Annotated in this window: 35 protein-coding genes, 1 tRNA gene and 1 pseudogene; 15 read left to right on the top strand and 22 right to left on the bottom strand. The window is 51.3% G+C overall.

The genetic code is table 11. The annotated features are described in order from the left end of the window. Nucleotides 1-167 precede the first annotated feature (167 nt). The 13 genes from FKW31_RS10085 to FKW31_RS10020 all read right to left on the bottom strand — a co-directional run bounded on the left by FKW31_RS10085 (nucleotide 168) and on the right by FKW31_RS10020 (nucleotide 7457). Entirely contained in the window at nucleotides 168-497 is a 330-nt protein-coding gene (locus tag FKW31_RS10085) for an HNH endonuclease (protein ID WP_150178468.1), read from the bottom strand. Continuing rightward, entirely contained in the window at nucleotides 494-1123 is a 630-nt protein-coding gene (locus FKW31_RS10080; protein WP_150178467.1) for a DUF3164 family protein, read from the bottom strand. The genes FKW31_RS10085 and FKW31_RS10080 overlap by 4 nt, the downstream gene beginning before the upstream one ends. 37 nt (nucleotides 1124-1160) lie before the next feature. Beyond that, the gene (locus FKW31_RS10075; RefSeq protein WP_150178466.1) at nucleotides 1161-2036 is read right to left on the bottom strand and encodes a tyrosine-type recombinase/integrase; all 876 of its coding nucleotides are present in this window, start codon (nucleotides 2034-2036) and stop codon (nucleotides 1161-1163) included. 149 nt (nucleotides 2037-2185) lie between these two features. Next, on the bottom strand, nucleotides 2186-2596 hold the full coding sequence (locus FKW31_RS10070; RefSeq protein ID WP_150178465.1) for a hypothetical protein: 411 nt from the start codon (nucleotides 2594-2596) through the stop codon (nucleotides 2186-2188). A gap of 99 nt (nucleotides 2597-2695) precedes the next feature. Continuing rightward, entirely contained in the window at nucleotides 2696-3187 is a 492-nt protein-coding gene (locus FKW31_RS10065; protein WP_150178464.1) for a hypothetical protein, read from the bottom strand. 226 nt (nucleotides 3188-3413) lie between these two features. Next, nucleotides 3414-4598 (bottom strand): hypothetical protein, encoded by a 1185-nt coding sequence (locus tag FKW31_RS10055; RefSeq protein ID WP_150178462.1) that lies wholly within the window; start codon nucleotides 4596-4598, stop codon nucleotides 3414-3416. Continuing rightward, nucleotides 4595-5020: a hypothetical protein gene (locus FKW31_RS10050; protein ID WP_150178461.1), complete on the bottom strand. Its 426-nt coding sequence runs from the start codon at nucleotides 5018-5020 to the stop codon at nucleotides 4595-4597. Before FKW31_RS10050 ends, FKW31_RS10055 begins: the two co-directional genes overlap by 4 nt. Further along, a complete protein-coding gene (locus FKW31_RS10045; protein ID WP_150178460.1) occupies nucleotides 5020-5517 on the bottom strand; it encodes a hypothetical protein in 498 nt (165 codons plus the stop codon). The genes FKW31_RS10050 and FKW31_RS10045 overlap by 1 nt, the downstream gene beginning before the upstream one ends. Further along, nucleotides 5514-5765, bottom strand: a complete 252-nt coding sequence (locus tag FKW31_RS10040; RefSeq protein WP_150178459.1) for a hypothetical protein — start codon at nucleotides 5763-5765, stop codon at nucleotides 5514-5516. Before FKW31_RS10040 ends, FKW31_RS10045 begins: the two co-directional genes overlap by 4 nt. A gap of 2 nt (nucleotides 5766-5767) precedes the next feature. Continuing rightward, a complete protein-coding gene (locus FKW31_RS10035; protein WP_150178458.1) occupies nucleotides 5768-6124 on the bottom strand; it encodes a hypothetical protein in 357 nt (118 codons plus the stop codon). Then, entirely contained in the window at nucleotides 6117-6716 is a 600-nt protein-coding gene (locus FKW31_RS10030; protein ID WP_150178457.1) for a S4 domain-containing protein, read from the bottom strand. The genes FKW31_RS10035 and FKW31_RS10030 overlap by 8 nt, the downstream gene beginning before the upstream one ends. A 97-nt stretch (nucleotides 6717-6813) precedes the next feature. Then, nucleotides 6814-7212 carry a hypothetical protein gene (locus tag FKW31_RS10025; protein ID WP_150178456.1) on the bottom strand — a complete coding sequence of 133 codons (399 nt, stop codon included), beginning with the start codon at nucleotides 7210-7212 and terminating at the stop codon, nucleotides 6814-6816. After that, the gene (locus FKW31_RS10020; protein ID WP_150178455.1) at nucleotides 7209-7457 is read right to left on the bottom strand and encodes a hypothetical protein; all 249 of its coding nucleotides are present in this window, start codon (nucleotides 7455-7457) and stop codon (nucleotides 7209-7211) included. The genes FKW31_RS10025 and FKW31_RS10020 overlap by 4 nt, the downstream gene beginning before the upstream one ends. An 84-nt stretch (nucleotides 7458-7541) precedes the next feature. Between FKW31_RS10020 and FKW31_RS10015 the strand changes: the two genes are divergently transcribed. Then, the gene (locus FKW31_RS10015) at nucleotides 7542-8288 is read left to right on the top strand and encodes a LexA family transcriptional regulator (RefSeq protein WP_150178454.1); all 747 of its coding nucleotides are present in this window, start codon (nucleotides 7542-7544) and stop codon (nucleotides 8286-8288) included. Between the two features lie 3 nt (nucleotides 8289-8291). Here FKW31_RS10015 and FKW31_RS10010 read toward each other — a convergent pair whose 3' ends face one another. After that, entirely contained in the window at nucleotides 8292-8768 is a 477-nt protein-coding gene (locus FKW31_RS10010) for a hypothetical protein (RefSeq protein ID WP_150178453.1), read from the bottom strand. Between the two features lie 135 nt (nucleotides 8769-8903). On the opposite strand from FKW31_RS10010, the gene FKW31_RS10005 reads away from it, so the two are divergent. From FKW31_RS10005 to FKW31_RS09950, 13 genes and pseudogenes are all read left to right on the top strand, one after another. Continuing rightward, the gene (locus FKW31_RS10005; protein ID WP_150178452.1) at nucleotides 8904-9248 is read left to right on the top strand and encodes a hypothetical protein; all 345 of its coding nucleotides are present in this window, start codon (nucleotides 8904-8906) and stop codon (nucleotides 9246-9248) included. Then, complete coding sequence (locus FKW31_RS10000; protein ID WP_150178451.1) at nucleotides 9249-9599, top strand: hypothetical protein; 351 nt, start codon at nucleotides 9249-9251, stop codon at nucleotides 9597-9599. Further along, nucleotides 9596-9835 (top strand): hypothetical protein, encoded by a 240-nt coding sequence (locus tag FKW31_RS09995; RefSeq protein ID WP_099540457.1) that lies wholly within the window; start codon nucleotides 9596-9598, stop codon nucleotides 9833-9835. The genes FKW31_RS10000 and FKW31_RS09995 overlap by 4 nt, the downstream gene beginning before the upstream one ends. Further along, on the top strand, nucleotides 9832-10059 hold the full coding sequence (locus FKW31_RS09990; RefSeq protein WP_099540456.1) for a hypothetical protein: 228 nt from the start codon (nucleotides 9832-9834) through the stop codon (nucleotides 10057-10059). Before FKW31_RS09995 ends, FKW31_RS09990 begins: the two co-directional genes overlap by 4 nt. Further along, a complete protein-coding gene (locus tag FKW31_RS09985; RefSeq protein ID WP_150178450.1) occupies nucleotides 10059-10409 on the top strand; it encodes a hypothetical protein in 351 nt (116 codons plus the stop codon). The genes FKW31_RS09990 and FKW31_RS09985 overlap by 1 nt, the downstream gene beginning before the upstream one ends. After that, nucleotides 10388-10792, top strand: a complete 405-nt coding sequence (locus FKW31_RS09980; RefSeq protein WP_150178449.1) for a helix-turn-helix domain-containing protein — start codon at nucleotides 10388-10390, stop codon at nucleotides 10790-10792. The genes FKW31_RS09985 and FKW31_RS09980 overlap by 22 nt, the downstream gene beginning before the upstream one ends. Beyond that, entirely contained in the window at nucleotides 10789-11184 is a 396-nt protein-coding gene (locus FKW31_RS09975) for a DUF3850 domain-containing protein (RefSeq protein WP_150178448.1), read from the top strand. Before FKW31_RS09980 ends, FKW31_RS09975 begins: the two co-directional genes overlap by 4 nt. A 4-nt stretch (nucleotides 11185-11188) precedes the next feature. Continuing rightward, a complete protein-coding gene (locus FKW31_RS09970; protein ID WP_150178447.1) occupies nucleotides 11189-11548 on the top strand; it encodes a hypothetical protein in 360 nt (119 codons plus the stop codon). Then, nucleotides 11545-11829 carry a DUF2312 domain-containing protein gene (locus FKW31_RS09965; protein ID WP_150178446.1) on the top strand — a complete coding sequence of 95 codons (285 nt, stop codon included), beginning with the start codon at nucleotides 11545-11547 and terminating at the stop codon, nucleotides 11827-11829. The genes FKW31_RS09970 and FKW31_RS09965 overlap by 4 nt, the downstream gene beginning before the upstream one ends. 3 nt (nucleotides 11830-11832) lie before the next feature. After that, nucleotides 11833-11952: pseudogene (locus FKW31_RS16680) on the top strand (DUF2786 domain-containing protein); the annotation flags it as partial. Nucleotides 11953-12060: 108 nt separating this feature from the next. After that, entirely contained in the window at nucleotides 12061-12549 is a 489-nt protein-coding gene (locus FKW31_RS09960) for a hypothetical protein (protein ID WP_238332792.1), read from the top strand. Continuing rightward, nucleotides 12546-12779 (top strand): AlpA family transcriptional regulator, encoded by a 234-nt coding sequence (locus FKW31_RS09955; protein ID WP_150178444.1) that lies wholly within the window; start codon nucleotides 12546-12548, stop codon nucleotides 12777-12779. The genes FKW31_RS09960 and FKW31_RS09955 overlap by 4 nt, the downstream gene beginning before the upstream one ends. A gap of 274 nt (nucleotides 12780-13053) precedes the next feature. Further along, nucleotides 13054-13797 (top strand): tyrosine-type recombinase/integrase, encoded by a 744-nt coding sequence (locus FKW31_RS09950; RefSeq protein WP_166443398.1) that lies wholly within the window; start codon nucleotides 13054-13056, stop codon nucleotides 13795-13797. Nucleotides 13798-13852: 55 nt separating this feature from the next. Here the strand turns inward: FKW31_RS09950 and FKW31_RS09945 are convergent. The 4 genes from FKW31_RS09945 to gyrA form a co-directional block, all read right to left on the bottom strand. Further along, nucleotides 13853-13928, bottom strand: a tRNA-Lys gene (locus FKW31_RS09945). A gap of 191 nt (nucleotides 13929-14119) precedes the next feature. Next, nucleotides 14120-14611, bottom strand: a complete 492-nt coding sequence (locus FKW31_RS09940) for a peptidylprolyl isomerase (protein WP_014457518.1) — start codon at nucleotides 14609-14611, stop codon at nucleotides 14120-14122. A gap of 41 nt (nucleotides 14612-14652) precedes the next feature. Further along, the gene (coaD, locus tag FKW31_RS09935) at nucleotides 14653-15195 is read right to left on the bottom strand and encodes a pantetheine-phosphate adenylyltransferase (protein WP_150178442.1); all 543 of its coding nucleotides are present in this window, start codon (nucleotides 15193-15195) and stop codon (nucleotides 14653-14655) included. After that, a complete protein-coding gene (gene gyrA / locus FKW31_RS09930) occupies nucleotides 15192-17954 on the bottom strand; it encodes a DNA gyrase subunit A (RefSeq protein WP_150178441.1) in 2763 nt (920 codons plus the stop codon). Before gyrA ends, coaD begins: the two co-directional genes overlap by 4 nt. 194 nt (nucleotides 17955-18148) lie before the next feature. On the opposite strand from gyrA, the gene FKW31_RS09925 reads away from it, so the two are divergent. Next, nucleotides 18149-18334 carry a YqaE/Pmp3 family membrane protein gene (locus FKW31_RS09925; protein ID WP_006115375.1) on the top strand — a complete coding sequence of 62 codons (186 nt, stop codon included), beginning with the start codon at nucleotides 18149-18151 and terminating at the stop codon, nucleotides 18332-18334. Nucleotides 18335-18420: 86 nt separating this feature from the next. On the opposite strand, the gene FKW31_RS09920 is transcribed toward FKW31_RS09925, so the two are convergent. From FKW31_RS09920 to truB, 4 genes are all read right to left on the bottom strand, one after another. Further along, on the bottom strand, nucleotides 18421-19839 hold the full coding sequence (locus FKW31_RS09920) for a nitronate monooxygenase family protein (RefSeq protein WP_006115376.1): 1419 nt from the start codon (nucleotides 19837-19839) through the stop codon (nucleotides 18421-18423). Nucleotides 19840-19898: 59 nt separating this feature from the next. Continuing rightward, on the bottom strand, nucleotides 19899-22049 hold the full coding sequence (gene pnp / locus FKW31_RS09915; RefSeq protein ID WP_006115377.1) for a polyribonucleotide nucleotidyltransferase: 2151 nt from the start codon (nucleotides 22047-22049) through the stop codon (nucleotides 19899-19901). 278 nt (nucleotides 22050-22327) lie between these two features. Next, on the bottom strand, nucleotides 22328-22597 hold the full coding sequence (gene rpsO / locus FKW31_RS09910; protein WP_014457520.1) for a 30S ribosomal protein S15: 270 nt from the start codon (nucleotides 22595-22597) through the stop codon (nucleotides 22328-22330). Between the two features lie 31 nt (nucleotides 22598-22628). Next, on the bottom strand, nucleotides 22629-23546 hold the full coding sequence (gene truB / locus FKW31_RS09905; protein WP_035352292.1) for a tRNA pseudouridine(55) synthase TruB: 918 nt from the start codon (nucleotides 23544-23546) through the stop codon (nucleotides 22629-22631). Nucleotides 23547-23814: the final 268 nt, after the last annotated feature.

The raw sequence follows: 23814 nt of genomic DNA, 5'->3' as shown, positions 1-23814 counted from the left end.
TTCAAAACGCTGGAACGAAAAATTTTTCACGCATGGCACTGGCGCGGTTCAGGTGCCTTGGGCCAATTAGACTTTTACCCCTCCCCCTACCCGCTGGACGCATGGCATCGCAGCCATGCATGATGCGGACGCATAACACTGAAAAAATGGCAGAAAACCGCGGTTTTTCAGTATTCAACGACGTTTCGTGCTGCCCGCGCCCGTGCGGTTTTGGCGGTATGGCAGGAACCGCAGAGCAACTGGACGTTGTGTTCGTCCAGAGGTGCGCCGCCGTCCTTCAGCTCCTGAATGTGATCCCCAAAGAGCCGCGTGCCTGTGCGGCCGCACTGTTCACAGCAATGCGGCCGCTTGCTCTTGATGGATGCCATCAGGGCACGCCACTCAGGGCTTGTATAAAAGCCGTCAGCGCGTTTGGGTGGCTCTTTGGCTATGCTGGTATCAAGAACGCCTACAAGTGGCCTCATGCACGTCAGAATGGCCTTCTTGCGGCTGCTCATTTGGCAACGTCCAACTTGGACAGGTCAAACGTCACCAGCTCCCACTTGGCATCTGGCGATGGCCGCTGGTGCAACCGCACGTAGTCCTTGGTTACATCCACGCGCACGCTGTCAGAAATCGCCTGCATGCCGCGCTGCCATTCCTCGTCGTCAATCTCCAAACGCCGCAGAGCGAGAATTTTGCCAACGTTCATGCCGCCCTGCTTGTCCACGTCAAACGCATCCAGCACCACGGCTTTCAGGTTGGCGTTGGCTCCTTCCGACCAGCGGTTCAGGCAACCATGGATCAGCGTTTGCGCCGCCTGAATTTCAGGGCCAAACGAAATAACGTTGCCGACCGCCACAGTCACGCGCAGCGTGCCATCATAGCTGGTTAGGGTAACGTTTCCTTTGTCGCTGCCCAGCTTGGTGCTGTATTGTTCGGCAACCAGATCCAGAAAGGCGTTGATCTCCGCAAAGCAAAGCCGTTTGAAATCCATCATGAACTGCCGCACCGGCTCAGCTTCACGGTGCAAACGGCGCACCAACTCATCTTGCAGCTTGTCAGATGGCCGAACATTCGCTTCTGGCACCAAACGCCCGCGACTGTCCTGCATGAAACCGTCAGGCACGGTTTGCATTGTCATTCTCCATCGTTTTCAGAAATGCCCACGCCGGTTGGCGTCAGGCCAGAAGGTCAGCGCCTGCCGCGTCTGCGCTGGCGTGGCTGTATCGTGTTGTCGTGGCCAGCGAACTATGGCCGAGCTGCGCTTGCACCCAATGCACCGGCTGCCCCGCGTCCAACTGGTGGGACGCAAAAGCATGGCGTAGCCAGTGGGCAGAGACATCAGGCGGCAATCCCGCCCGTTTTGCGGCCCGCTTCACAACGCGATCTACAGCGCGCTCATGAAGCAGGGCGCCATCGTGGCCGGGGATAACGGGCGCATCTGGCCCGACATCAGACCGCACAGCCGCGATTTCTTTCCACAGTGATGGCGAAACCTGCACATGGCGGGTTTTGCCACCCTTGCCGAAAACTGTTGCAATGCCGCCCGATTGGCGGCGTGTCATATCGCGCCAGCGTAACGCGCAGGCTTCTGAAATCCGCAGGCCGGTGCCGTAAAGAAGTGCCAGCAACGCATGGCGACGCGGATCCTTCTCACCCGCCAGCATGGCTAACACCTGCTGGCGCGAAAGAATGCGCTCATTCAGATTGTCGCGGCCACGCTCCATACGGAACGCTGCGCCCGCATCCTGCGGTAGAAACTCCAGATTGTGGCCGTAGGTCAGTAGCGATTTGACGGCGCTGATTTTGCGCCGCCGTGTGCTGTCTGCCGCATCGGCCATGCTATCGTTCCACGCCTGGATGTCAGCCAGGACAACATCTGCCATTGGCTTTGCAACAAAACGGGCAAACTCCGCAACGTTGGCGCGATAGGCCCGCACCGTGTTGCTGCTGCGGTTGTGCAGCCACGTTTTGACCAGCGAGAGATCCGCACGGTGAATGCCATCATCTGGCACTGCTGGCGCGGCTGATCTAGGCCGATCACCGCTAACCATTTGATTTTCCTATATTATATGTTCATTTCCACCCCTCAAAATCCGTCAGATAACAGTGATTATCTGACGGGTTTGGGGGGTGTTCTGCGGGTTATCTGACACCTTGGCAGGTATGCCGTGTCAGATAATACCGCGTTATCATGACGCATTTATTCAGATGGAGCGCCGCCAACCTTGCGCCCGCAATCACCCCATTTTGGCCCGCGCCATGTTGTTTCCATCACGCCGGGTGGCAATTCCTCCACCGTACGAGAAGCATGTTCTTTGCGTAGCGCGGCATCAATGCGCTGCATGATGTGCTCAGCATACACCGCACCCGCTGGCAGTTCGCGCAGCGATTGCAGGTGGCCATATTTTTCACATGCAAGGGCATTGCATCGGGCAACCGTATTTTTCAGGCCACCAACAGCCTGCAAAATTACATCAGCCCGATGCCGTGGCAGACGGTCTGGAACCAGGCGCACGCAATGCGCCACATTTCCATCTGCCGATACAACTAGAACAATCTTCTTCCCGCGCAGCAGAACAGCACCCCGGCAGACTTTCTGCCAGTGTTTCATTCGTTCAGCTTTTCAGAGGATACAAAAAAAGCCGTGGCCCATATGGGCACACGACTTCGACTATTTTGACAAATTAAACACAAAAGCTGCCGCACGCAACTATTTATTGAACCACAACTTTCCTGGCATTTCTGTATAAAGGTCTGCCAACTGTTCTAAGCAAAAATCAATGGCACCAGCTATACGCTCCCGTCGCTTGCCATGTTTTTCCGACATTTTCTGCACAGAAAGACCATTTACCATTAAATCTGTAAGAAAATTCTCACCTAGCGGCCCCATATGCTGCCGAATATATCGGCAACGATCGGCTGCACGAATACGCGAAATCAAAGCATTTTCTGGATCCGGCTTTCCACATTGTTTTGATGCGTCTGGATCCCGCGCACCTAAAATGCCGGTTTCATAATCCCGCGCCCACTGTTCTGCCGCCGTAACTTGTGCATCTGACAACGTTCCAGACTTCTGCAACGCATAAACCGCGCCCGATGAACGCAGGCACGGCAGATCTGATTTACAAACCGGATCTTCAATATAGACGCTGGTGATATCGCCTTTTTCTAGGCGCTCCGGCGTGGGAGGTATTTCTTGCATGTTGCAGCCCCGCGTTTTTGTGAATATCTTCCTCTGACATCACGGGGACGGTCATTCTCGTAATGAGATAAACGGCGTTGCAGAGTAGTGCTTTCCAGTTCAGCCTCTGCACGCCGTTTTTGTTCCTGGGTTAGCTTGGCCCGCAGATCTTCCATTGCATCAATCGCATTGGGCTTGCCTTCAGACCTCAACCGCAGGTTTCTCAAAAGCTGTAAGAAACTGCCGCTCATGCTGCCTTTGCTTCCATATTTGGTGGGTTTTTACGGTAGTATTCAAGGTAAGCAGTCTTTGCCTCTCTGGGAGATATCGGCGGAAAACCCTTTTGGGCAGCATTGGCAATGAATGCCTCATCAGCAATTTCCATTTTCCCATGCATTCGCATAAGAACAGACCAATATCTTTGCGCCTCCCCATGCTGATGCGTGGCAAAATCCACCTGCGGATCTGCTGAAACTGGCGTTTCAACATCGCCTGAAGCCGCTTTTATCTGGATATCAGCAATAAGCGCCTTCATGTTTCGATCAAAAGCACCCAGATGGCTAATTTCTTTCTCGCCATATTCCCGAATGGTCTGTTGCAAGTTCTGGATGATCTGATCTTCCGATAAACCAGCCTTCAGCCATTCCTTGGCGTAACGCAGAGCATGCGGCCCCTGTTTTTTGCCCTCCATGCGAGCAACCCGGATAATGCTTCCAGCCACCCGCTTGATGTCGGCATCGGGAATGCTGGGTTCTGGGGTTTGGGTTTCGCCAGTAGAGGAAGAATTAGGTTTATATATATTATTACTCTTCTCTACTGTAGAACCCACGGAACCCAGATTATCCGAAACCGAAACCTGTTGGGTTTCTTGCGTGGGTTTCTGTGCTGCGGCATTTCCACCCGGAATAGGCATCATCATGTTCTGCTGGGCACGATGCGCTGCCTGTTCCCGCTCCTTGCGTGCGTAATATTCTTCGTCTGACTCGCCTTTGCGTTTCCGACCGCCCTTTTTGCCGTTTTCACGGGCTGACATAGCTTTGCGGCTTATACCTTCCGGAACATCACCGTTTTCCTGCCTCTGCTGCCAGCCTGCATCAGCAATGGCCGTGCGGGCAGCGCGTTCCTCTCGCCGTAGCAGGCGGTCATACATAACAGTGCTGAACAGCGCGTTTTCATCATCACGCGCCAGCATGCCACGGGCAATCATCTGCGGCAGGTTGCGTTCCAGCTCATCGGCCTGCAATCCGGCCTGTTTGGCAATATCCGCATCATTCAAAACCAGTGTGCCAGCACGAAACACGCAAGAACGCATTTCCTTCAGCGCATCCAGCAGCTTGTCCAGCACGCCGCGCATTTCGCACGGTGCTGAACGCAAGGTTTTGGGTGATGGTATTTGGCTGCGGTCAAATTCCGCAATATTGGGGCATATCATGCTGCCGCGCTCCTTGCCGCATACATGTACAGCTTTGCTCTCCTAATACCGACAACGCGCAGCAATGCTTTGGAAAGCCGCCTACGGTCATTCATCATATTGGAAAGGTGTTTGTCGTTTAGGCCGTGCAACCGCGCAAATGCCGAATTACCACCAGCCCGCCTTATTGCTGTATTCAGTTTTGAATACACTTCCAGCATGGGCAGGATGTTTCCATCCACATCCACATACCGTTCAACCTCAACCAAGCCCAACGCTGCCAGCAGTTCATCATTCAGCCTGCGGCGTGCATTGGACATGTTAGACAGTGTTTTGTCATTCAGGCCCATCATGCGGGCAAAAGCCGAATTGCCACCGGCTTTGCGCATGCGTGTATTCAAAAATGAATACACCGCCTCAAGATCAAAAAACACGTCAGCCATCAGGAGCCACTAGCCTCTTGCGGAAAGGTCACCTGCAATGGCTTGCCTTCTGCAATGATCTTATGAGCTGTGGACTCAATGTGATGCAGCGATGTGCGGGCACGTTGCGCATATGTGAGAATTTCTTGCGCTTCCTGCACATCCACGTTGCCATCCGCCATGCTCTCGAAGCCCTTTTGCAGAACCTCACTGGTGGCCTTGGCGAATTTGCCCATATCGTGCGGCAGTGGGCCGCTTCCGAACTTGACCGGAACCAGAGCAAAGCCCTCTGCATTGGCCATTTCTGAAAGCAGAATGGGCTGCTCAGCGCATCTGTCCAAATCTATGGCAACGTCCAGCGGAATAACGGTTGGCTGGTGCCTGCTGGCATAGGCTTCTAGCTGGGATTTCTGCACGCGCGTAAAACCGGCTGCGGCCCGGAAATCTCCAATGGCTTCAACCGCATGTTTTGTGGCTGTTTTGATGGATGCCAGAAAGCGGTTAGAAAATGGCGTCATGGCGTAAAAAACGCCTTCAGGCGTGCAAACGTAGGGCAATACAATTTCGGAAAACCGAAAACCCTCACATGGCGCACAAAATCGCGCAGTCTGGGGTAGTAAAAGCAAACCGTAACAGCTTCGCTTTGCCCAAACTTTTGTGTGGAAATCTCAGTTACAGCCACACCTAGTAAAAGCCGTGTGTCAGGCTGCATTCGCAGGCTATACCATGGGGCAGAATGCAGCCAGTAACGTAGTTCATTCAGCATGATCAGATAACCGATTTATTAGGTTTCTGAGGTGGCACATCCTTCTGCAAACATTCTGCGGCCACCTCAGAGCTCAGAAAGCGTACGCCATTCAACGTAAGCAAAACGCAGCCTTTATTATTTGCGTAACCTCTAAGAATGGAAAACCGGCAGAGAATGGCATCTAACGCATCGGCCTGGGCAGAATCAGAAAGCCTACCAAACACAATCAGCTCTTCATCTGTGGGCCGCTTTCCCCAGAAGTCAGAGATCTTTTCGGAAGACCGGCGCAAAGCTTCCTTAACTTCCAGAGAAAGCTGTTTCAGTTCCGCTGCTACGTCCGCACGAGAGGAGGCATCAGCCTTATGGGAATCAGTCATGACGTGTTTCCTGTTGCGCAGAAGATCCAACGGTAAAATCTCGCTGGTTAGGTGTGCCACAGCACATGCTCACAACATCACCCGACATAAGCAGCATATTTTCGTCTGTAGCTTTTTCACCGTTTACCCAAATGCCACCGCCACGCACTAAGCGCCGCGCTTCGCCATTTGTTTTGGCAAAACCATGCGTTGCTACTTCCTGAAACAAGACCGGATAAGAGACTGATTTCAGTGGGCTAAGATCTTCGGGCTGAAGCGGTTTTTCCGGCCCATACACAGTCGCCAAACAACCTCTGGCCTTATCCTGATAATCCACACCCATAACGTGATCACAAGACATTGTGGGCCATGAGTTTTGAGCCAAATCACGCAGCAGATACCGAAATTCCTTATTGGCATCAGCGCCATTCTGGAACTCCTGCATGATGTAAAGCAAACGGGCCAATAGCCATGTTTGTTTGGCATCCAGCTTCAGCACGGTTGCATCTTGTGAAGCATTGTTCACCTGGAGCAATTCGCTGCCGCAATCTGCCACGCTGATCATGCAAATTGGATCAACGTCTCTTGAATTACGCTTCTGGTAATCAGTCATGCCGCATCTCCAGCATTCGCATTTTCAGGGGATCGCACCGTGAAGGAATCGGGCGACACGTTGTCATGCCGCCCGCCATCGTCCATTTTTTGCTTGTTCACACCAAAAAATGGAGACGATCTCTTATGAAGCCGACTACGGAAGAACTGGAACGCCGCATTTCCGAACTGGAAGAAACGCAATCCAAAATTTTGGCGCCCTTAAAGGAGCTAACATCCTTATTCCCGGCCTCAACGCCCCGGCTGAAAAAGGAAGTATTTTGGCGAGAGACGAACTCTGGAAGAACTGAAGATCCAGTTTCCACAAACGCAATCAAGCGCGATGCCCCACGTTCTAAATCTGCCCATGATGAAGGCATGGGGTGCGGGCTGAGCAGAATTGTCTGCAAGGCCCATTTGCGCAGGTCTTGCTCATTGCTTAGGCCTGAGCTCCGGACACCATCCGCGTGACGGCTTCCGGGGCCTACGGCATGGTTGGTTTCATGGGAATCAGTCATGCCGCAACTCCAGTGCCTTGTGGGCGATCAACAAACTCAGGCCATGCAACACGATCATTTGGCCAATTTTCCGAAAAAAAACGGATGACACGTATCATCGTATCAACACGACACCCTTTGCCTTCACGCATCCTTTCAAAAAAGCGACTGTCACATTTAGCTAAATTGGCAATTCTAGCCTCTGAAAGGCCAACTACCGCGCTGTATGTTTCAGCTAAGCTTACTAATTGAGATCTATAATCCACAGTCGCTCCTACGATAATATTATCGCATAAGTGACGATAATCATATCGCGAGACATGGTCAAGATATTGCGCCAGAATTATCGCATGAGTTACGATTTGCTTATTTCACGCATCACAGAACGACTCAAAGCATTAGGTATGTCTGAACGAAAGGCATGCCTAACGGCTGACGTTGGATTAAACTCCATCCGTCATATAAGGGTCAGGGGCCATGCTCCAAAACCTGAAACTCTAGCAAAATTAGCAAACGTATTAGAGGTTCCCGCCTCTTATTTCTTAGAAGCAGCGGCGGAAGGGCATGAAAAATCAAAAGATCCTATCAAACCCAATAAAAATCACTTTGCAGCTGTGGAAAAAGTTTATGTGAAAGGGTTTGTTCAAGCTGGAACGTGGCAAGATGCGTTAGAGTGGCCTATGACGGACTGGATGTCCGTTTATATTCCTCCTGACCCTAGATACATGAATGTCGCCCGCTTTGGCCTAGAGGTTCGCGGCGATAGCATGAACAAAGTATATCCTGAAGGTAGCATAGTAATAGCTGTCAGATTGGATGATCTTGGCCGCTTACCTAGAAATGGAGAAAGGGTGGTTGTTTTATCCAGATGCACAAACGGCAACTCCGCAATGGAAGCAACTATAAAAAAATATCAAATTGATACTCAGGGGCGCCATATTTTATGGCCTGAGAGCACAGATCCCTTATACCAAACACCTATAATTTTGGACGATCGGGCAAAATCTCTTGGAATAGATGGGCATGATGCAGATCATGGAGCATCTTGCGATATAGAAATATATGCTGTTGTTATAGGAAGTTATAGACCGGAATAATATCTATAACATTTTGTTGGAATCGCTTATTATTTGAAGCAGTTTTGGATATTTAGTATCATAAGTAATAATATCTCCAACATTATTTAAGTTTTCTATTGACACATATGCTCCTGCACCAGTTCTCCAAACATAAACTATCGTGTGAGATTTTGTTTCCCCAGATATGATTGGATTTCCATATTTATTTTGAAGTGTATTTATTAAAACTCTTTTGCAATGGTAAACATCATCTCCGTCAAAATCTCCATGAGAAACAAATATATTATCTACTTTCTTATTAATTCCCTTTATTTTTATATGTATATGACAATTACCTTCTATTATCGCATCCTTATCTAAATCATTACCATTGCGTTCAAAGCTTTTATCTGTTTTTGCAATTATATCTAAAGACTGTCCCTTTGATATCCCATTCCATAAAATAGGTTCGAGTTCGTCAGCATAAGAACCAACAGGAAGCAAAATTAACGATAACATTATTACATATTTCATGCCGCCATATTAAATTAGACACTCCAAGAGTGTCATGCGATAAGAGTATCGTTTTTTATGTTGACTTGCGATATTTGTATCGCATAATTACCCCATCACAACCCGTGGTGGAGAAAATCCGTGTCGAACGGCGTTACATACAAAATAGTAGAATACGGTGATGGTTACGCCTTTGTAGAGCATAAAGACCTACACGCCACATCAACCTGTGTTCCGCTTATCATAGAGCAGGAAACTAAAAGCGGTATTGATGCTGCATGTCTGGCGGGTGGAGAGCTTCAAGCTTTACGGAAACGCGCAGCCCGTGATCTTGTAGAAGAAATTCTGGAAAATTTTATCCAGAACGATCCAGCCACAAGCAGCCTATCGCTTGCCCGCATTCGGCTAGAAGAGCTGATAACAGTTTCCGTTGCTGAGCTGCGCAAAAAAAACAACATAAATCGTGTTTCAAAGGCGGATGCGTAAATGGCACGCCCTACACAGCCCAACAGGCCAGAACAGTATGTGTTCTCTCATGTTGAGGACAAAGCCATTCTGTGCATCATCCGGCGCGTAATAGATCACTTCGAGCTCAAGGAAACACCCATACGCAACAAGGTGTATGACCGCACCAATGATCTGTTGCGTGTGTGCCATTCCCGTGTCTGCAACCTTGATCTGGAAGGCATGGCCAACGCACAGGATTTCCAGCTTGTTCTGGATGATCTGGGCACGCTCAAACGCAACCTCAACACAAAAACTGCGCATATGGATTACGGCACGCGGCTGCACTTTGCGCTTAACGTGGTGTACCGCCGTAGGGAGCAGGCAGCATGAATGCCATCCCCTGCCCTACACAGCGCAAAGCGGCCCTCAAGAAAATTGAAGAATACCGCACCGCTGCTGATGATCTGTTTGTTATGGCGGATCAGATGGAACGCTTCCGCCGCGCCAATCAGGCCAGCGGCTTGCCAGAACGAGCAGCAGCTTGGCAGCGCATTGCAAACGTAACCCGCACAGAAGCCGAAAACTTTGTTTCTCTGGCTGATAAACTTGCAGGACAATCCAAATGAACAATCACGCCTTTCAGGCTGCCCGCACGCAGCTGGAGCAGCTCATCCACCGCAATGTGGACAGCAAAGAAAAGCTGGCCATGCTTTCCCTGGTCAAAGACATGGCCGCCGCAATGGAAGCTGAGCAGGATATTGCAGATGCTGCCCTGCGCATCGGCTACGCCAAGCGCCGCATGTTCCCGCTGCCCTCCATCTTCCGCCAGCGTGAAGTGAGGGCTGCATAATGACCGATAGACGGAAATTAGCCCTCGAATGCTTGCAGATAACTTACGACAATATTCGCACGCAGATCATGGAAGCAGGTGAAAATGCAGATTTCACATTTGTTGCTGGGTTAGGGGTTATCAATGTGGAAGGAAACGATTTCATGTGTTTCCAAAATCATTTTGGGAACCCTAACTATATTCTTGGGGCAGCATCCATTGTGTTTGGTGATGCCACTGTTCGGCATGTTCCCAAAAATGCAAAGCCTGAAAAGATAGCGGATATTATCAATAATGGCATTCAGGTCGGGCGCGGAGATAGCATAGATATCGTAATGGATGGCATGCCATGTTCAACAGCCAAGCACTAGGCCGCCAACATGCGCAACCCTGCACCCTCTCAGCGCCTCACCATGTTGTGGATTGTGCTGTCAGTTATCGGCATATGCGGAAACACATTCCTATGGCTGCACAGATAGATCTGGAGCAGCTTCTAGGCACCTACGCACCACCACCACAGGTGGAAGCGCCAAAGCGCATCCGAAACGATAAACACTTGGGTTTTCGCATCCGCCAGCGCCGCCACGAACTGCGCATGAGCCTAGAACAGCTAGGCCACGCCATAGGCTGCACCTACCAGCAGATGCAGAAGTATGAAACCGGCAAGAACGCCATAAAGGCAACGCTCCTGCCCACATTCGCCACCGCACTGGACGTGCCGCTGACATGGTTTTTTGAAGGATTGGAAGCATGATTCACGAGATAAAGATCAGCAGAGAACATTATGAATCTATCATACGTGGTGAGAAAACTTCTGAAATCCGGATAAATGACCGGAATTATAAGGTAGGAGATATTCTTGCCTTAAAGCCTATTCGTGATGATGGAACATACTATGGTCTTGTTATTTACTGTGGTGTTTCGCACGTTCTCAAAGATTTCGAAGGATTAGCTGAAGGCTATGTTTCTTTGAGCCTTCGCGGAAATGGCGGTGATAGTGAACGGCTGGAATGGATGGCTGATCAGCAGGTTCATATTGAAAACAGCTTTGGTACACCATGCATCAGAAGAGTAGTAAGTTCAGACGGTGACATACTAGCAGAAAGCCATGATCTGCGCCGCGCCATAGATAAAGCGCGGATATAACCACATGACAGATCCTAGAATTGAATCTGCGGTTCATGCTGGATGGCAACATACAACGCAATTCAAAAGCGGCATGTCTTTTGCTGAGTATCAGGAAAAAGAGCCGTATGCTGCTGGAGAATTGCGCAAGGCCTTTACGGCTGCAATTCGCGCTGCTGATGAAGTTACTCCCACGAAATCTGATATTGCAGCCGCACAGGAAGAAATTGCTCGAAAAAACCAGCGCATCACGAAACTGGAAGACATAATCGCTGGAGCGATGATCCAATTACGCCTGCAGGGTGCTGATGGAGATAGTGGGAGATTACAACGCGTTGAAAGTGAGCTGGAAGCAATCAATGCCTTAAAAGGCTCGGAAAAATGAGCTTTCCAGATAACCATGATGGCGACCAGAAGGTAGGCAATGATCCAACGGCCGGAATTTCTGCGGATCACCTGCGCAGCATTATCGAACGTGTCGAAAATCTGGAAGAGCAACGCGCTGCACTGAGTGGAGACGTAAAGGACATTTTCACAGAAGCCAAAAGCGCGGGCTTTGATGTGAAAATCATCCGGCAGCTTATCAAGGTCAGGAAGATGGATCCCGCACAGGTGGAAGAACAGGAAACCATGCTGGATATCTACCGCCGCGCATTGGGCATGTAAAACATGACTGAAGATCAAAGAAACAAACTGATTGAACGCATCAAGCGGCTTTTAGCACTCAGCAAAAGCCCAAATGAGCATGAAGCAGCTGCGGCAATGTCCAAAGCGCAAAAGCTAATGCGCGAACTGTCCATAACAGAAGAGGATCTGGAGCTAACAGATTTCGCAACAGAATACACAGACATGATCCTGGTGAAATCCGGACACAGAATGCCAGCATATGTCTGTTACATGGCATCCCTTGTGGAATCGGCTTTTGGGGTGAAATGCCTTTTCAGTGAAGGGAAGCGCACCAAAGAAATCATATTTGTGGGGACAAAGTCCAAAACGAAGATCTCCGTTTACACTTGGACAGTGCTTGCCCGTATCCTGAAAACAAAGATGGCTGAATATAAGTTCAGCATTACCCACCTCAAATGCAGCCCAGGCAAAAAGGTGGCACTTGCAGAAGAATACTGCGAGGGCTGGGTGCGTGGCGTACGGCAGAACATCGTGCCCGATACCGTTAGCCAGAAGGAAAGTGAGCTAACAAAAAAGCTCGTCAAAATGAAATTCAATCCCAAGGAAGCAGATCTGCGCGGATCTGGCGCATTCGGAGCTGAAGCAAATGATGCTTACAGCCAAGGCGTTCTAGCTGGGAAAAACACACGCCTGCACCAGGGCATGCAGGCCGACAAACGCGGCGCCCTATCTGAAACACGCTACCTGGGGAGAGCATGATGGATGTAACGCCACGCGGCATGCCTATTTCTGTGGCTGCCCATTATGTGGGGCTAAAAGAAACAGCGTTCCGCAACACAGTCGCCAAAGAGGTAAAGCCTGTCTATTTGACGCCGCGCAGGCCTGTGTGGCTGCGTGACCAACTAGACAGATGGATAGATACACGTGCAGGCATTGCTTCAGGCCCAGCACAAGACGATGATTTGATGAATGCGATCACCAACAATTAGACTGAAATACGTCCAGAGCTACAAAGATCGGCACGGAAAGCAGCGTTGCTATTTGCGGGTGCCCGGTAAAGAAAAAGTAAATCTACCACCCGTAGATAGCCCTGATTTTGCCATTGCGTATGTAAAGGCACTTGAAACCCTGAAAAATATGGAGCGTGAGCGTAAATATGCGCCGCGCTCCCTCTGTGATCTAATAGAGAAATGGTATGGATCACCGCATTTCTTGGGAATAAAGCCAACTACACAAGTAACATATCGCCGGATATTGGAATACATGAGAGCGCAGGCATATGCGCAGTTTCATGTTCTCAAGTTCAGGCCAACCCATATCAGGAAAATCTTGGAGGCGCGTGCATCTACGCCAGCGCGGGCAAACCATATCTTGCGGATGTTCCGCATGCTCTTTGCTTACGCCATAGAATTGGAATGGCTAGAGACGGATCCAACTGTGGGAGTGAAGCGCCTGAGAACGAAAGAAGAAGGCGTGCAGGCATGGTCAGAGGAACAGATATCCCAATATGAGAAACATTGGCCCATAGGCACACGCCAGCGGCTGGCATTCGCCCTGCTGCTTTACACAGGGCAACGGCGTAGCGACATTGTGGAACTAGGCAGCTTTTCTATCAGAGATGGTGTGCTGCGCTTATCTCAGATCAAAACGAACGCATATCTAGAAATACCAGTGCATCCAGAATTGCAGGCTGCAATAGATGCCTGCCCATCGTCTGGGCCAACATTCCTGCAAACTGACAAAGGAAAGAAATTTTCCTCAAACGGATTTTACAACCAGTTTGTGAAGTGGTGTGCGCAGGCCGGTCTGCCATCTGGATGTGCTCCACACGGCATCAGAAAAGCTGCTGCACGCCGATTAGCCGAGGCAGGCTGCACAACACATCAGATTGCAGCAATCACAGGTCACACAACACTGGCAGAGGTAGAGCGATATACAAAATCAGCCCAGAGAAAAAAGCTGGCGGAAGATGCTATGGCAGCCCTGCAAGGCCGCAAAATTGTCTAACCTAATTGTCTAACCTTGGAGAGAATGGCGGTTTACCGCTATTTTTTGGGGGGTGTGGTGAGCCGGGAGGGACTCGAACCCTCGACCATTCGATTAAAAGTCGAATGCTCTACCAACTGAGCTACCGGCTCACACCTTTTAACCGAGCAAAACTTAATGTCTGCGCGATGGAGGTGTTCCTAAACGGATTACCTTACCTCTGTCAAGCAGTAGAAAGAATTTTGTGCCATTCCTGAAAAATCAGATGGTTTGATCGGTTTCAGACATAAAAAAAAAGCGCCACCCCAACCGGAGTGACGCTTTTTTGCAGATATTCGAAAAATCAGGATTTTTCGCCAACAGCCGGACGCATGCGAGAAATCCGATCCGGATCCTTCACCATGCCGGACATGCCAGACCCATGTTTGATTTTATCGACGTTTTCCATACCTTCGATCACTTCACCCACAATGGTATATTGGCCATCAAGGTGCGGAGAAGGTTCAAACATGATGAAGAACTGGCTATTAGCACTGTTCGGATCAGACGTCCGCGCCATACCAATGGTGCCACGTTCAAACTTGGCTTTGTTTGTGAATTCTGCGGGCAGATCCGGTAATTTGCTACCGTGCATACCCGTACCCGTTGGATCACCACCCTGTGCCATAAAACCGGGGATGACACGATGGAAGGGTACATTATCGTAAAAACCTTCTGCCGCCAGCGTGCGAATACGTTCCGCAGCCTTGGGGGCTAGATCTGGACGCAGTTTAATAATAACGCGACCGTGCGGGATATCCATATGAATGATATCGTTTTTATCTTCTGAAGACATCAGAAACTCTCCTTGTGTTTGCAACACCCATGTTTACCACGTCAGGCAGAAACGTTTTTCCTGTCAGCAAGGTGTGCCAACAAACGCACCTGCGTGCCCGGTGTTACAAATTCCGAAATATCTCCGCCGTAACTGGCAATTTCTTTCACCAGACGGGAAGAAATAAATTGGGTGCGTTCTGAAGCCATAAGAAACACGCTTTCAATTCCGGCATCCAGCTTGCGGTTTACGCCACTCATCTGGATTTCGTAATCAAAATCAGAAAGCACCCGAAGACCACGAAAAATCAGTGTTGCGCCATGTTCTCGTACAGCTTTCACCAGCAGAGAATCAAATGGCACCACCAAGATATCCCCACCCGTGTTCTGACAAATAGCAGGCAAGGCTTCTTCCACACAGGCAATCCGCTCATCCAATGGCATAAGTGGATTTTTGCCTGGGTTATGGGCCACACCTATTACCAGCCGATCCACCAAACGGGATGCGCGTTCAATCACATCCAGATGGCCAACCGTTACTGGATCAAAAGTGCCCGCATAAAAACCTACACGTTTGGGCACCACAGAGCCTGCGGGGGCGTTCATTCCCCCTCAGCCTCTCCCGCTTCATCTTCACCATCATCCATAACAGGGAAGACACTGGTTACGCGCTCATCATCATTCAAGCGGAACAACGTTACACCGCTTGCCTGACGCGCCATAACACGCACCTGATCAACCGGCACACGGATAAGACGGCCCGCATCTGTTACCAGCATAACATCCGTGCCTGCCAGAACCGGCAGAGTGGCAGCCACTTCTTTCCCACGCTTGTTGGCCGAGAACGTCATGTTGGTAATGCCTTGCCCGCCACGCCCACTGACACGGTAATCATACGCGGAAGAGCGACGCCCAAACCCACCATCACTCACGATCAGCAGGATTTCCTCGGCGACTTCAAGCTGCTCAAACCGTTCTGGAGAAAGCAGAGCATCCGTATCGCTGCCTTCTTCATCCGAATCGGGCTGCACCGCATCCACATCTTCCTCAGCCGCTTCTGCTGCGTTTTCAGCCCGACGCTTAGCATTCGCCATCCGCAGATAAGCCGAACGTTCTTCCACCGTTGCTTCAACGTGGTTCAACACAGCAAGGCTGATCACACGGTCCCCCTCGGCCAAGCGAATACCCCTCACGCCAGAAGAGCCACGACCGGCAAAAACACGCAATGTGTCATCGGTAATCTGGAAGCGGATACAACGTGCCCCACGCGTGGCAAGGAACACATCCTGCCCTTCACGACAGGTAGCAACACCTATCAGGCTATCTCCTTCATCCAACTTCATGGCAATCATGCCAGACGAGCGGATATTCCGGAAATCACTCAAACGGTTACGACGCACATTGCCGCTGGCCGTGGCAAAGACCAGATGCAAGGCTTCCCACAGTTCTTCATCCTGCGGCAGCGGCAGCACGGCCGTAATGCTATCAGAGCCCAGATCTGGCAACAGGTTCACCAAGGCGCGGCCTTTAGCAGCAGGCCCGGCTTCTGGCAGACGCCAGACCTTCTGACGATATACCTTACCGCCTGAGGAGAAGAACATGACCCACTGATGGGTGTGCGCATTAAAGGATCGCACAACAATATCATCGCCACGTGTGCTGGCCCCCGTACGGCCACGGCCACCACGGTTTTGCGCCCGGAACACATCCAGCGGTGTGCGTTTAATAAACCCTTCCCGCGTGATGGTTACAACCATCTGGCCCGGTTCGATCAGGCTTTCATCGTCCTGATCCCCTGCATAATCCGCAATTTCGGTCATACGTGGGGTGGAAATTTCCGCCCGTGCTACGGAAAGTTCATCACGCAGCACTTCCATACGGCGAACGTGGCTACCGATAATTTCCAGAAGCTCGTTAATACGCTGAGCAACTTCCGAGAGTTCCTGCTGGATCTTGTCTCGTTCCAGCCCTGTCAGACGTTGCAGGCGCAGTTCCAGAATGCCGCGTGCCTGTGCTTCTGTTAGCCGCACTTTGCCATCCACAACCACGTTGCCGTCATCATGAATCAGGGCCAGCAGCGGTTCCACTTCTGCGGCGTCCCACTGGGCGGCCATCAGGGCTTCACGCGCTGCGGCTGCATCTGGCGCGCCACGAATAAGAGCAATAACCGCATCAATATTGGCAACGGCAATGACCAGCCCAACCAAAATGTGCCCGCGATCTCGCGCCTTATTCAGTTCAAAGCGCGAGCGGCGCAGAATCACTTCCTCACGGAACGCAATAAAGGCTTCCAGCACATCCTTCAGGCCCATCAGGCGGGGCTTGCCACCATCCAGCGCCAGCATATTCACGCCAAAGGAAGTCTGAAGCTGCGTGAAGCGATAAAGCTGATTCAACACCACTTCTGGTGTGGCATCCCGCTTGATTTCGATAACCACACGCATACCGGAGCGGTCAGATTCATCGCGGATATCAGCAATGCCTTCAATCTGCTTGTTACGTACCAGATCAGCAATACGTTCCTGCAAGGTGGCCTTGTTAACCTGATACGGAATTTCCGTAACAATAATGGCCTTACGATCCTTACGGATTTCCTCAATATCTGCCTTGGCACGAATAATAACGGCTCCGCGCCCTGTGGCAAAAGCACTGCGGATGCCAGAACGCCCAAGAATAATGCCGCCTGTGGGAAAGTCTGGCCCCGGCACATATTCCATCAGATCATCAAGTGAAAGATCCGGGTTAGCAATCAGCGCCAACGTGGCATCAATAACTTCCGAAGGATTATGCGTAGGAATATTGGTGGCCATACCCACCGCAATACCTGTGGCACCATTGATCAGCAGATTCGGGAATGTGGCAGGAAGAACAGTTGGTTCTTCCTCACTTTCATCATAGTTCGGCTGAAAATCTACCGTATCGCGGTCAATATCATTCAGCAGAAATGTAGAAGCTTTGGCCAGCCGAGCTTCCGTATAACGCATGGCAGCGGGGCTATCACCATCCACCGAACCAAAGTTGCCTTGCCCGTCAATCAGCTTGACCCGCATGGACCAAGACTGCGCCATACGCACCATGGCATCGTAAATGGAGGAATCACCATGTGGGTGGTATTTACCCATAACCTCACCAACCGCACGGGCAGATTTACGGTAAGGTTTATCGTAGGTAAAACCACTTTCATGCATGGCATACAGGATGCGACGATGAACAGGTTTAAGACCATCTCGCACATCCGGCAGCGCACGGCTGACAATAACCGACATCGCATACGCGAGGTAGGAAGAGCGCATCTCCTCCTCAATGGTTACGGGCAGAAGGTCTGAGGGTTCCGGTACACCCGGCTGGTCAGAAATCTCGGTCAAGGTTTATCCGCTCTGTCATGCTGCACGCCCCGGATTATGGAGCATGTGCCAAATCCACTTCTGCACCGGTTACCCGGCACTTGCAGAATATTTTCTAGCACACAAAACCCGCACCACCTAGCGGCTGAAAGAGCAGACTTGCTTCAGGCAAAAGGCTGTGCCCATCATGATGGGCACTATAAGGAGTTTCAGCCATGCGCCTGCTTTTGGCATTACTGTTTCCGTGGTTTCAGTTTTTTACAATTGGTCGCCCTTTTTCGGGCATTATCTGCCTAATATTGCAGATAACGGTTATTGGCTGGATTCCGGCAGCCATCTGGTCTGTTTACGCACTCAATCAGTATGAAACAGATAAAAAAATTTCCCGCATGGGGCGATAAGCCTCCGATTTATGAGATGAGTAAAAAAGGCGGCTCCCAGTAGGAACCGCCTTTTTTATAGAAATCAGCATTTATATCTGGCAGGCTTAACGTCCTGTCATAATCCGATCCACCAACTGCTGTACCGTTGGCACAAACCCGTTGGCATAGAAAGGATCGGTCGCAAAGCGCCAGGCGTTTGTGCCACCGAACATCAGATTATGATCCAGCACCTGAGCAGCATCTGGCCCGCTGGCATGTGCCACAGCCTGAAGCGTTTTCTGAATACAGAAAGAACGTGGATCTGCTTTATGGCCCGTTGAATACTTGGGGCCACGCTGGCTCCAGTTAGAGAACTGACATTCAGACAGGCAGCCCATACAATCAGCCTGATCTGCCAGAATTTCTCGCGCTCTGTCTGGCGTTACAAAAATCAGGGTAGAATCCTGTGTGCGCAAGGCTTCAGTAAAACCCTGCCGTTCCCACTGCTGGATGCGCGGCAGATCTTCTGCTTTTATAAACACTTCACGCTTACGTGCGCCAATGCCGTAGGGCGTAACCAGATCTTCTTCTGCCGCCATAGCAAAAGGAACCTGCCGCTCTGAGCGCTCGCGCAGTTCCTGTAAGAAACTGTTGTTAACCGCAGAAGAGTAAAAGCCCGTAGGAGAGAAGCGGTTCAGATACACATCACCCTTTTTCAGGGTGAGTAAGCGCTGCTTCCATGCTTCTGGAATAGGGCTTTCCTTCGTCAACAGTGGGCGCGTGCCAAACTGAAACACAATGGGGCCAAGCTCTGGATTATCAATCCAATCTTCCCATTCTTCCAGCCACCACACACCACCAGCCATGATGATGGGCGTATTATCCAACCCAAACCCGCGCATAAGTTTACGCAAGGCTGCAACACGCGGGTAAGGATCTTCCGGCTTTAATGGATTTTCCGTGTTGGAAAGGCCATTATGACCCCCTGCACGCCAAGGATCTTCATAAACCACGCCACCCAACAGATCGGCGGATTTATGATAGGCCCGCTTCCACAATGCATTGAAAGCACGTGCAGATGACACGATGGGATAATAATGCACCCCAAACCGTGTTGCAATTTCAGACAGCCGATACGGCATACCCGCGCCACATGTAAGACCGTGAATAAGGCCTGGCGCGCCTTCCAGCACGCCAGTAATCACCCTTTCGGCTGACCCCATTTCCCACAGAATATTGGCATGAATCCGGCCTTTTCCGCCGGATATTTCATGCGCTACACGCGCTTGGGTAATACCGCCACGAATGGCGTAATCTACCAGTTCCTCATGCCGCTCACGGCGCGTACGGCCGTGATAGATCTGGGGAACTGGCTGCCCGTTTTCATCATAACTATCTGCATTGACGATAGAAACCGTGCCCGCGCCGCCTGCTGCAGCCCATGCCCCGGCCGATACGCCTGTGGAGACAGAAACCCCCTTACCGCCTTCTACCAGCGGCAGGATATCCACACCCCCCATGCGAACCGTATTGATCGCCTTCATGACCGTCCTATCGTTCCTGCAACTATCCGTATGATTGAAAGTGACCCGAAAAAGGATGCTTATTCAGCATCCCGACGGGGGCCACGTGAGGGCTTTTCACCCACAGTTTCCGTGATATCCGCACCCGTGTTCTGATCAACAACACGCATGGACAGCTTAACCTTGCCGCGATCATCAAAGCCGATGACCTTAACCTTCACGGTATCGCCTTCCTTCACCACATCCGTGGTTTTACCAACGCGGCCCTGCGCCAGTTCGGAAATGTGTACTAAGCCATCACGTGCACCAAGGAAGTTTACAAACGCACCAAAATCGGCAGTTTTAACAACTTTACCATCGTAAATGCGGCCCAGTTCCGGTTCCGCCACAATGCCGTTGATCCGGTCAATAGCCTTCTGTGCCTGATCATCAGAAGCGGCGGCAATAGTGATTGTGCCGTCATCCCCAATATCAACCTTGGCGCCAGAATATTCCACGATTTCGCGGATCACTTTACCGCCAGAGCCGATCACATCACGGATTTTTTCCCGAGGCACCTTCATGGTGGTGATCTTCGGTGCTGTGGAAGACACGTTGGTGCGTGTTTCTGTCAGCGCCTTGCTCATTTCACCCAGAATATGCATCCGGCCATCACGAGCCTGACCCAAAGCAATCTTCATGATTTCCGGCGTGATAGAGGTAATCTTAATATCCATCTGCAGGGCTGTCACACCCTGTTCGGTGCCAGCAACCTTGAAGTCCATATCCCCAAGATGATCTTCATCGCCAAGAATATCAGACAGAACAGCGAAATCGTCGCCTTCCTTGATCAGACCCATAGCAATACCAGCAACCGGACGCTTCAACGGCACACCAGCATCCATCAGAGCTAGAGAGCCACCGCATACAGTTGCCATGGAAGAAGACCCATTGCTTTCCGTAATTTCGGAAACCACGCGCACTGTGTATGGGAATTCCTTGCGGGAAGGCATCAGCGGGTGAATAGCACGCCATGCCAGCTTGCCATGCCCGATTTCACGACGACCCGGAGAACCGATACGCCCACATTCCCCCACAGAGAAGGGTGGGAAGTTATAATGCAGCATAAAGTTGGTGCGGTATTCACCTTCCAGCGCATCAATAACCTGTTCGTCCTGCCCTGTACCCAGCGTGGTCACAACCAGCGCCTGCGTTTCACCACGAGTGAACAGAGAAGAGCCATGTACGCGCGGCAGAATACCAACTTCCGGCACGATCGGACGGACAGTTACCAGATCACGACCATCAATACGCTTGCCGGTTTTCAGAACGGAAGAGCGCACAACATCAGCTTCCAGATCCTTGATCATCGGCTTGGCGGCTGCAACGTCCAGTTCATCAGCAGTCAGCTTTTCAACAATGGCTGCACGTGCTGCTTTCAGCTTTTCGTAGCGCACCTGCTTCTGCTTCTCCTTGTAAGCATCAGCAATCAGCTTGCGACCAGCTTTTTCCACCTGCTTGCGCAGCTGAATTTCTTCCTTGGTGGGCTCTGCCAGTGCCCATGGTTCCTTGGCTGCGTGCTCTGCCAAGGAGATAATGGCATCCAGAACCGGCTGGAATGCTGTATGGCCGAACGTTACGGCATCCAGCATAACTTCTTCAGACAGTTCGGAAGCTTCGGATTCCACCATCAGCACGCCTTCTGCCGTGCCAGCCACAACCAGTTCCAGATCTGATTCTTTGATCTGTTCCTGTGTCGGGTTCAGGATGAATGCGCCATCCTTAAAGCCAACGCGGGCTGCGCCAACGGGGCCAAAGAACGGGATACCAGACAAAGTCAGAGCGGCAGAACAGCCGATCAGCGCAGGAATGGAAGGATCATTTTCCATATCGTGCGTCAGCACAGTTGCAATTACCTGCACTTCGTTGCGGAACCCTTCTGGGAACAGCGGACGCAGCGGGCGGTCAATCAGGCGGGAAACCAGTGTTTCATTTTCAGAAGGGCGGCCTTCACGCTTAAAGAAACCACCGGGAATCTTACCTGCAGCGTAAGCTTTTTCCTGATAATTAACTGTCAGCGGGAAAAAGTCCTGACCGGGCTTTACCTCTTTTGCACCAACAGCGGTGCACAGCACAACGGTTTCACCGTAAGTGACCATCACGGCGCCATCAGCCTGACGGGCAACTTTGCCGGTTTCCAGAATCAGCGGGCGACCGCCCCATTCAATCTCTTTACGGAAGTAGTTAAACATTCTGTAAGCCTCTGTTCTATTTCACTTCAGAGCCACAGAACAACAGGACAGACCGGCTGGGCGGACAGCGCCTCGGACGGCATGGTGACTGGCGGAACAAACCTCCCAGGCGCCATGTGGTCGGAAACGCCGTGGCTTACCGGGCACGAAACGCCCTGATGCAAAACCTGTAGCTGTATCCAATATGGTGACGCCAGCAAACAAGTGCTAGCGAAAATTCCGAACGGGAAGAGAGATCATGCCTACACACCCCCCTCTTCCCGCCCGTTGAGCCGTTTTTAGCGGCGCAGGCCCAAGCGGCCAATCAGCGTTTCATAACGCGTCTGGCTCTTGCCCTTCAGGTAGTCCAGCATGCTGCGGCGACGACCAACGAGAATCAGCAGACCACGGCGAGAATGGAAGTCCTTCGCGTGAGTCTTCAGATGTTCGGTCAGGTTGTTAATCCGTTCGGTCAGGATCGCCACCTGCACTTCCGGGGAGCCCGTATCACCCGGTGCAGTCTGGTATTCAGCAATAACTTGCGTGCGACGTTCAGCAGTAATCGACATCACATGTCTCCATCAAAAAACATATCAGGTTTTAGAGAATCCGTACCGGCTTCAACCACCCGTCTTCCAGGCGGCCAATACCCAGCACGTGCTCACCGTCCATAACACGCACAACGCCCCCCTCCTCGGCGGTCTGTGGGATACGCCCCATCAGATCAACAAGGCCGAGAGCTTGCCCGTGCCGTAGCAGAACCGCTTCATCCTGTGTCAAGGCCAGCGCCGGGATGTCGGCCAGCGCGGTCGAGACCGGACGCAGAAGTTCCGGTGAAGCATGGGCGTTGTCGTCGTTTGGGGTGATTTTGTCCAGCACAATCGCATCGGCTTCTGTAAAAGGCCCCACACGCAGGCGGCGCAGCACGGTAATATGTCCCACTGTTCCGCATGCCAAAGCCACATCACGCGCCAGCGCACGCATATAAACGCCCTTGCCGGATTCGACTTCAAACACTGCTGTATCCCGATCTGGCCGCTCAATCAGTTCAAACCGATCTACGCGTGCGGGCCGCGGCGGCAATTCCGGCGGACGACCTTCTCGCGCCATATCGTAGGAACGCTCTCCCCCCACTTTCAAAGCAGAAAAAACGGGAGGTACCTGCATGATATCACCCGTAAGCGCGGGTAAGGCTGCTCGCAGTTCTTCATCAGAAGGCCGCACATCAGATGTACCAATAACATTGCCATCGGCATCATCGCTATCTCGCGCTTCACCCATTTTAAGAGTGAAGCGGTACACCTTGGTTCCATCCATCACGTAAGGCACTGTTTTTGTAGCGGCACCAAAAGCCAGTGGCAGCAAACCCGTCGCCAGTGGATCAAGTGTGCCGCCATGCCCAACTTTTTGCGCATCAAACAGCCGTTTGGCGCGCCCCACTACCTGTGTTGATGTCATGCCGGAAGGCTTGTCTACTATAAGCCAGCCATTAAGTGGCCGCCCACGTCTGCGTCGCATGAAAACTCCCGTATGCGATTCATCAAATACCATGCAGCAGCCATGAACGGCTCAGCCAAAAGGTTTTTGCGTTAGTACAACTTATAATGGAGTGTGCACTCCATCTGGGGGTGCATGTAGCCGAAGGCTGCCATGCCGTGCAATGTTGCCATCAGGCGCAACGCTGGCCTGTTAAAAAGGACTGCCGACCAAGTTATTGTTCTTAAACCAAGGCAAACCCAAGGTTTGCCGCTTCTAGCATGTATGAACCAAGGGGGCTGGTCATAGG

Origin of the sequence: Acetobacter sp. DmW_136, assembly GCF_008690365.1 — a bacterium.
GTDB classification, from domain to species: domain Bacteria; phylum Pseudomonadota; class Alphaproteobacteria; order Acetobacterales; family Acetobacteraceae; genus Acetobacter; species Acetobacter oryzifermentans.
The sequence above is the reverse complement of the archived record's forward strand: the minus strand, read 5'-3'. Positions and strand labels throughout refer to the sequence as shown.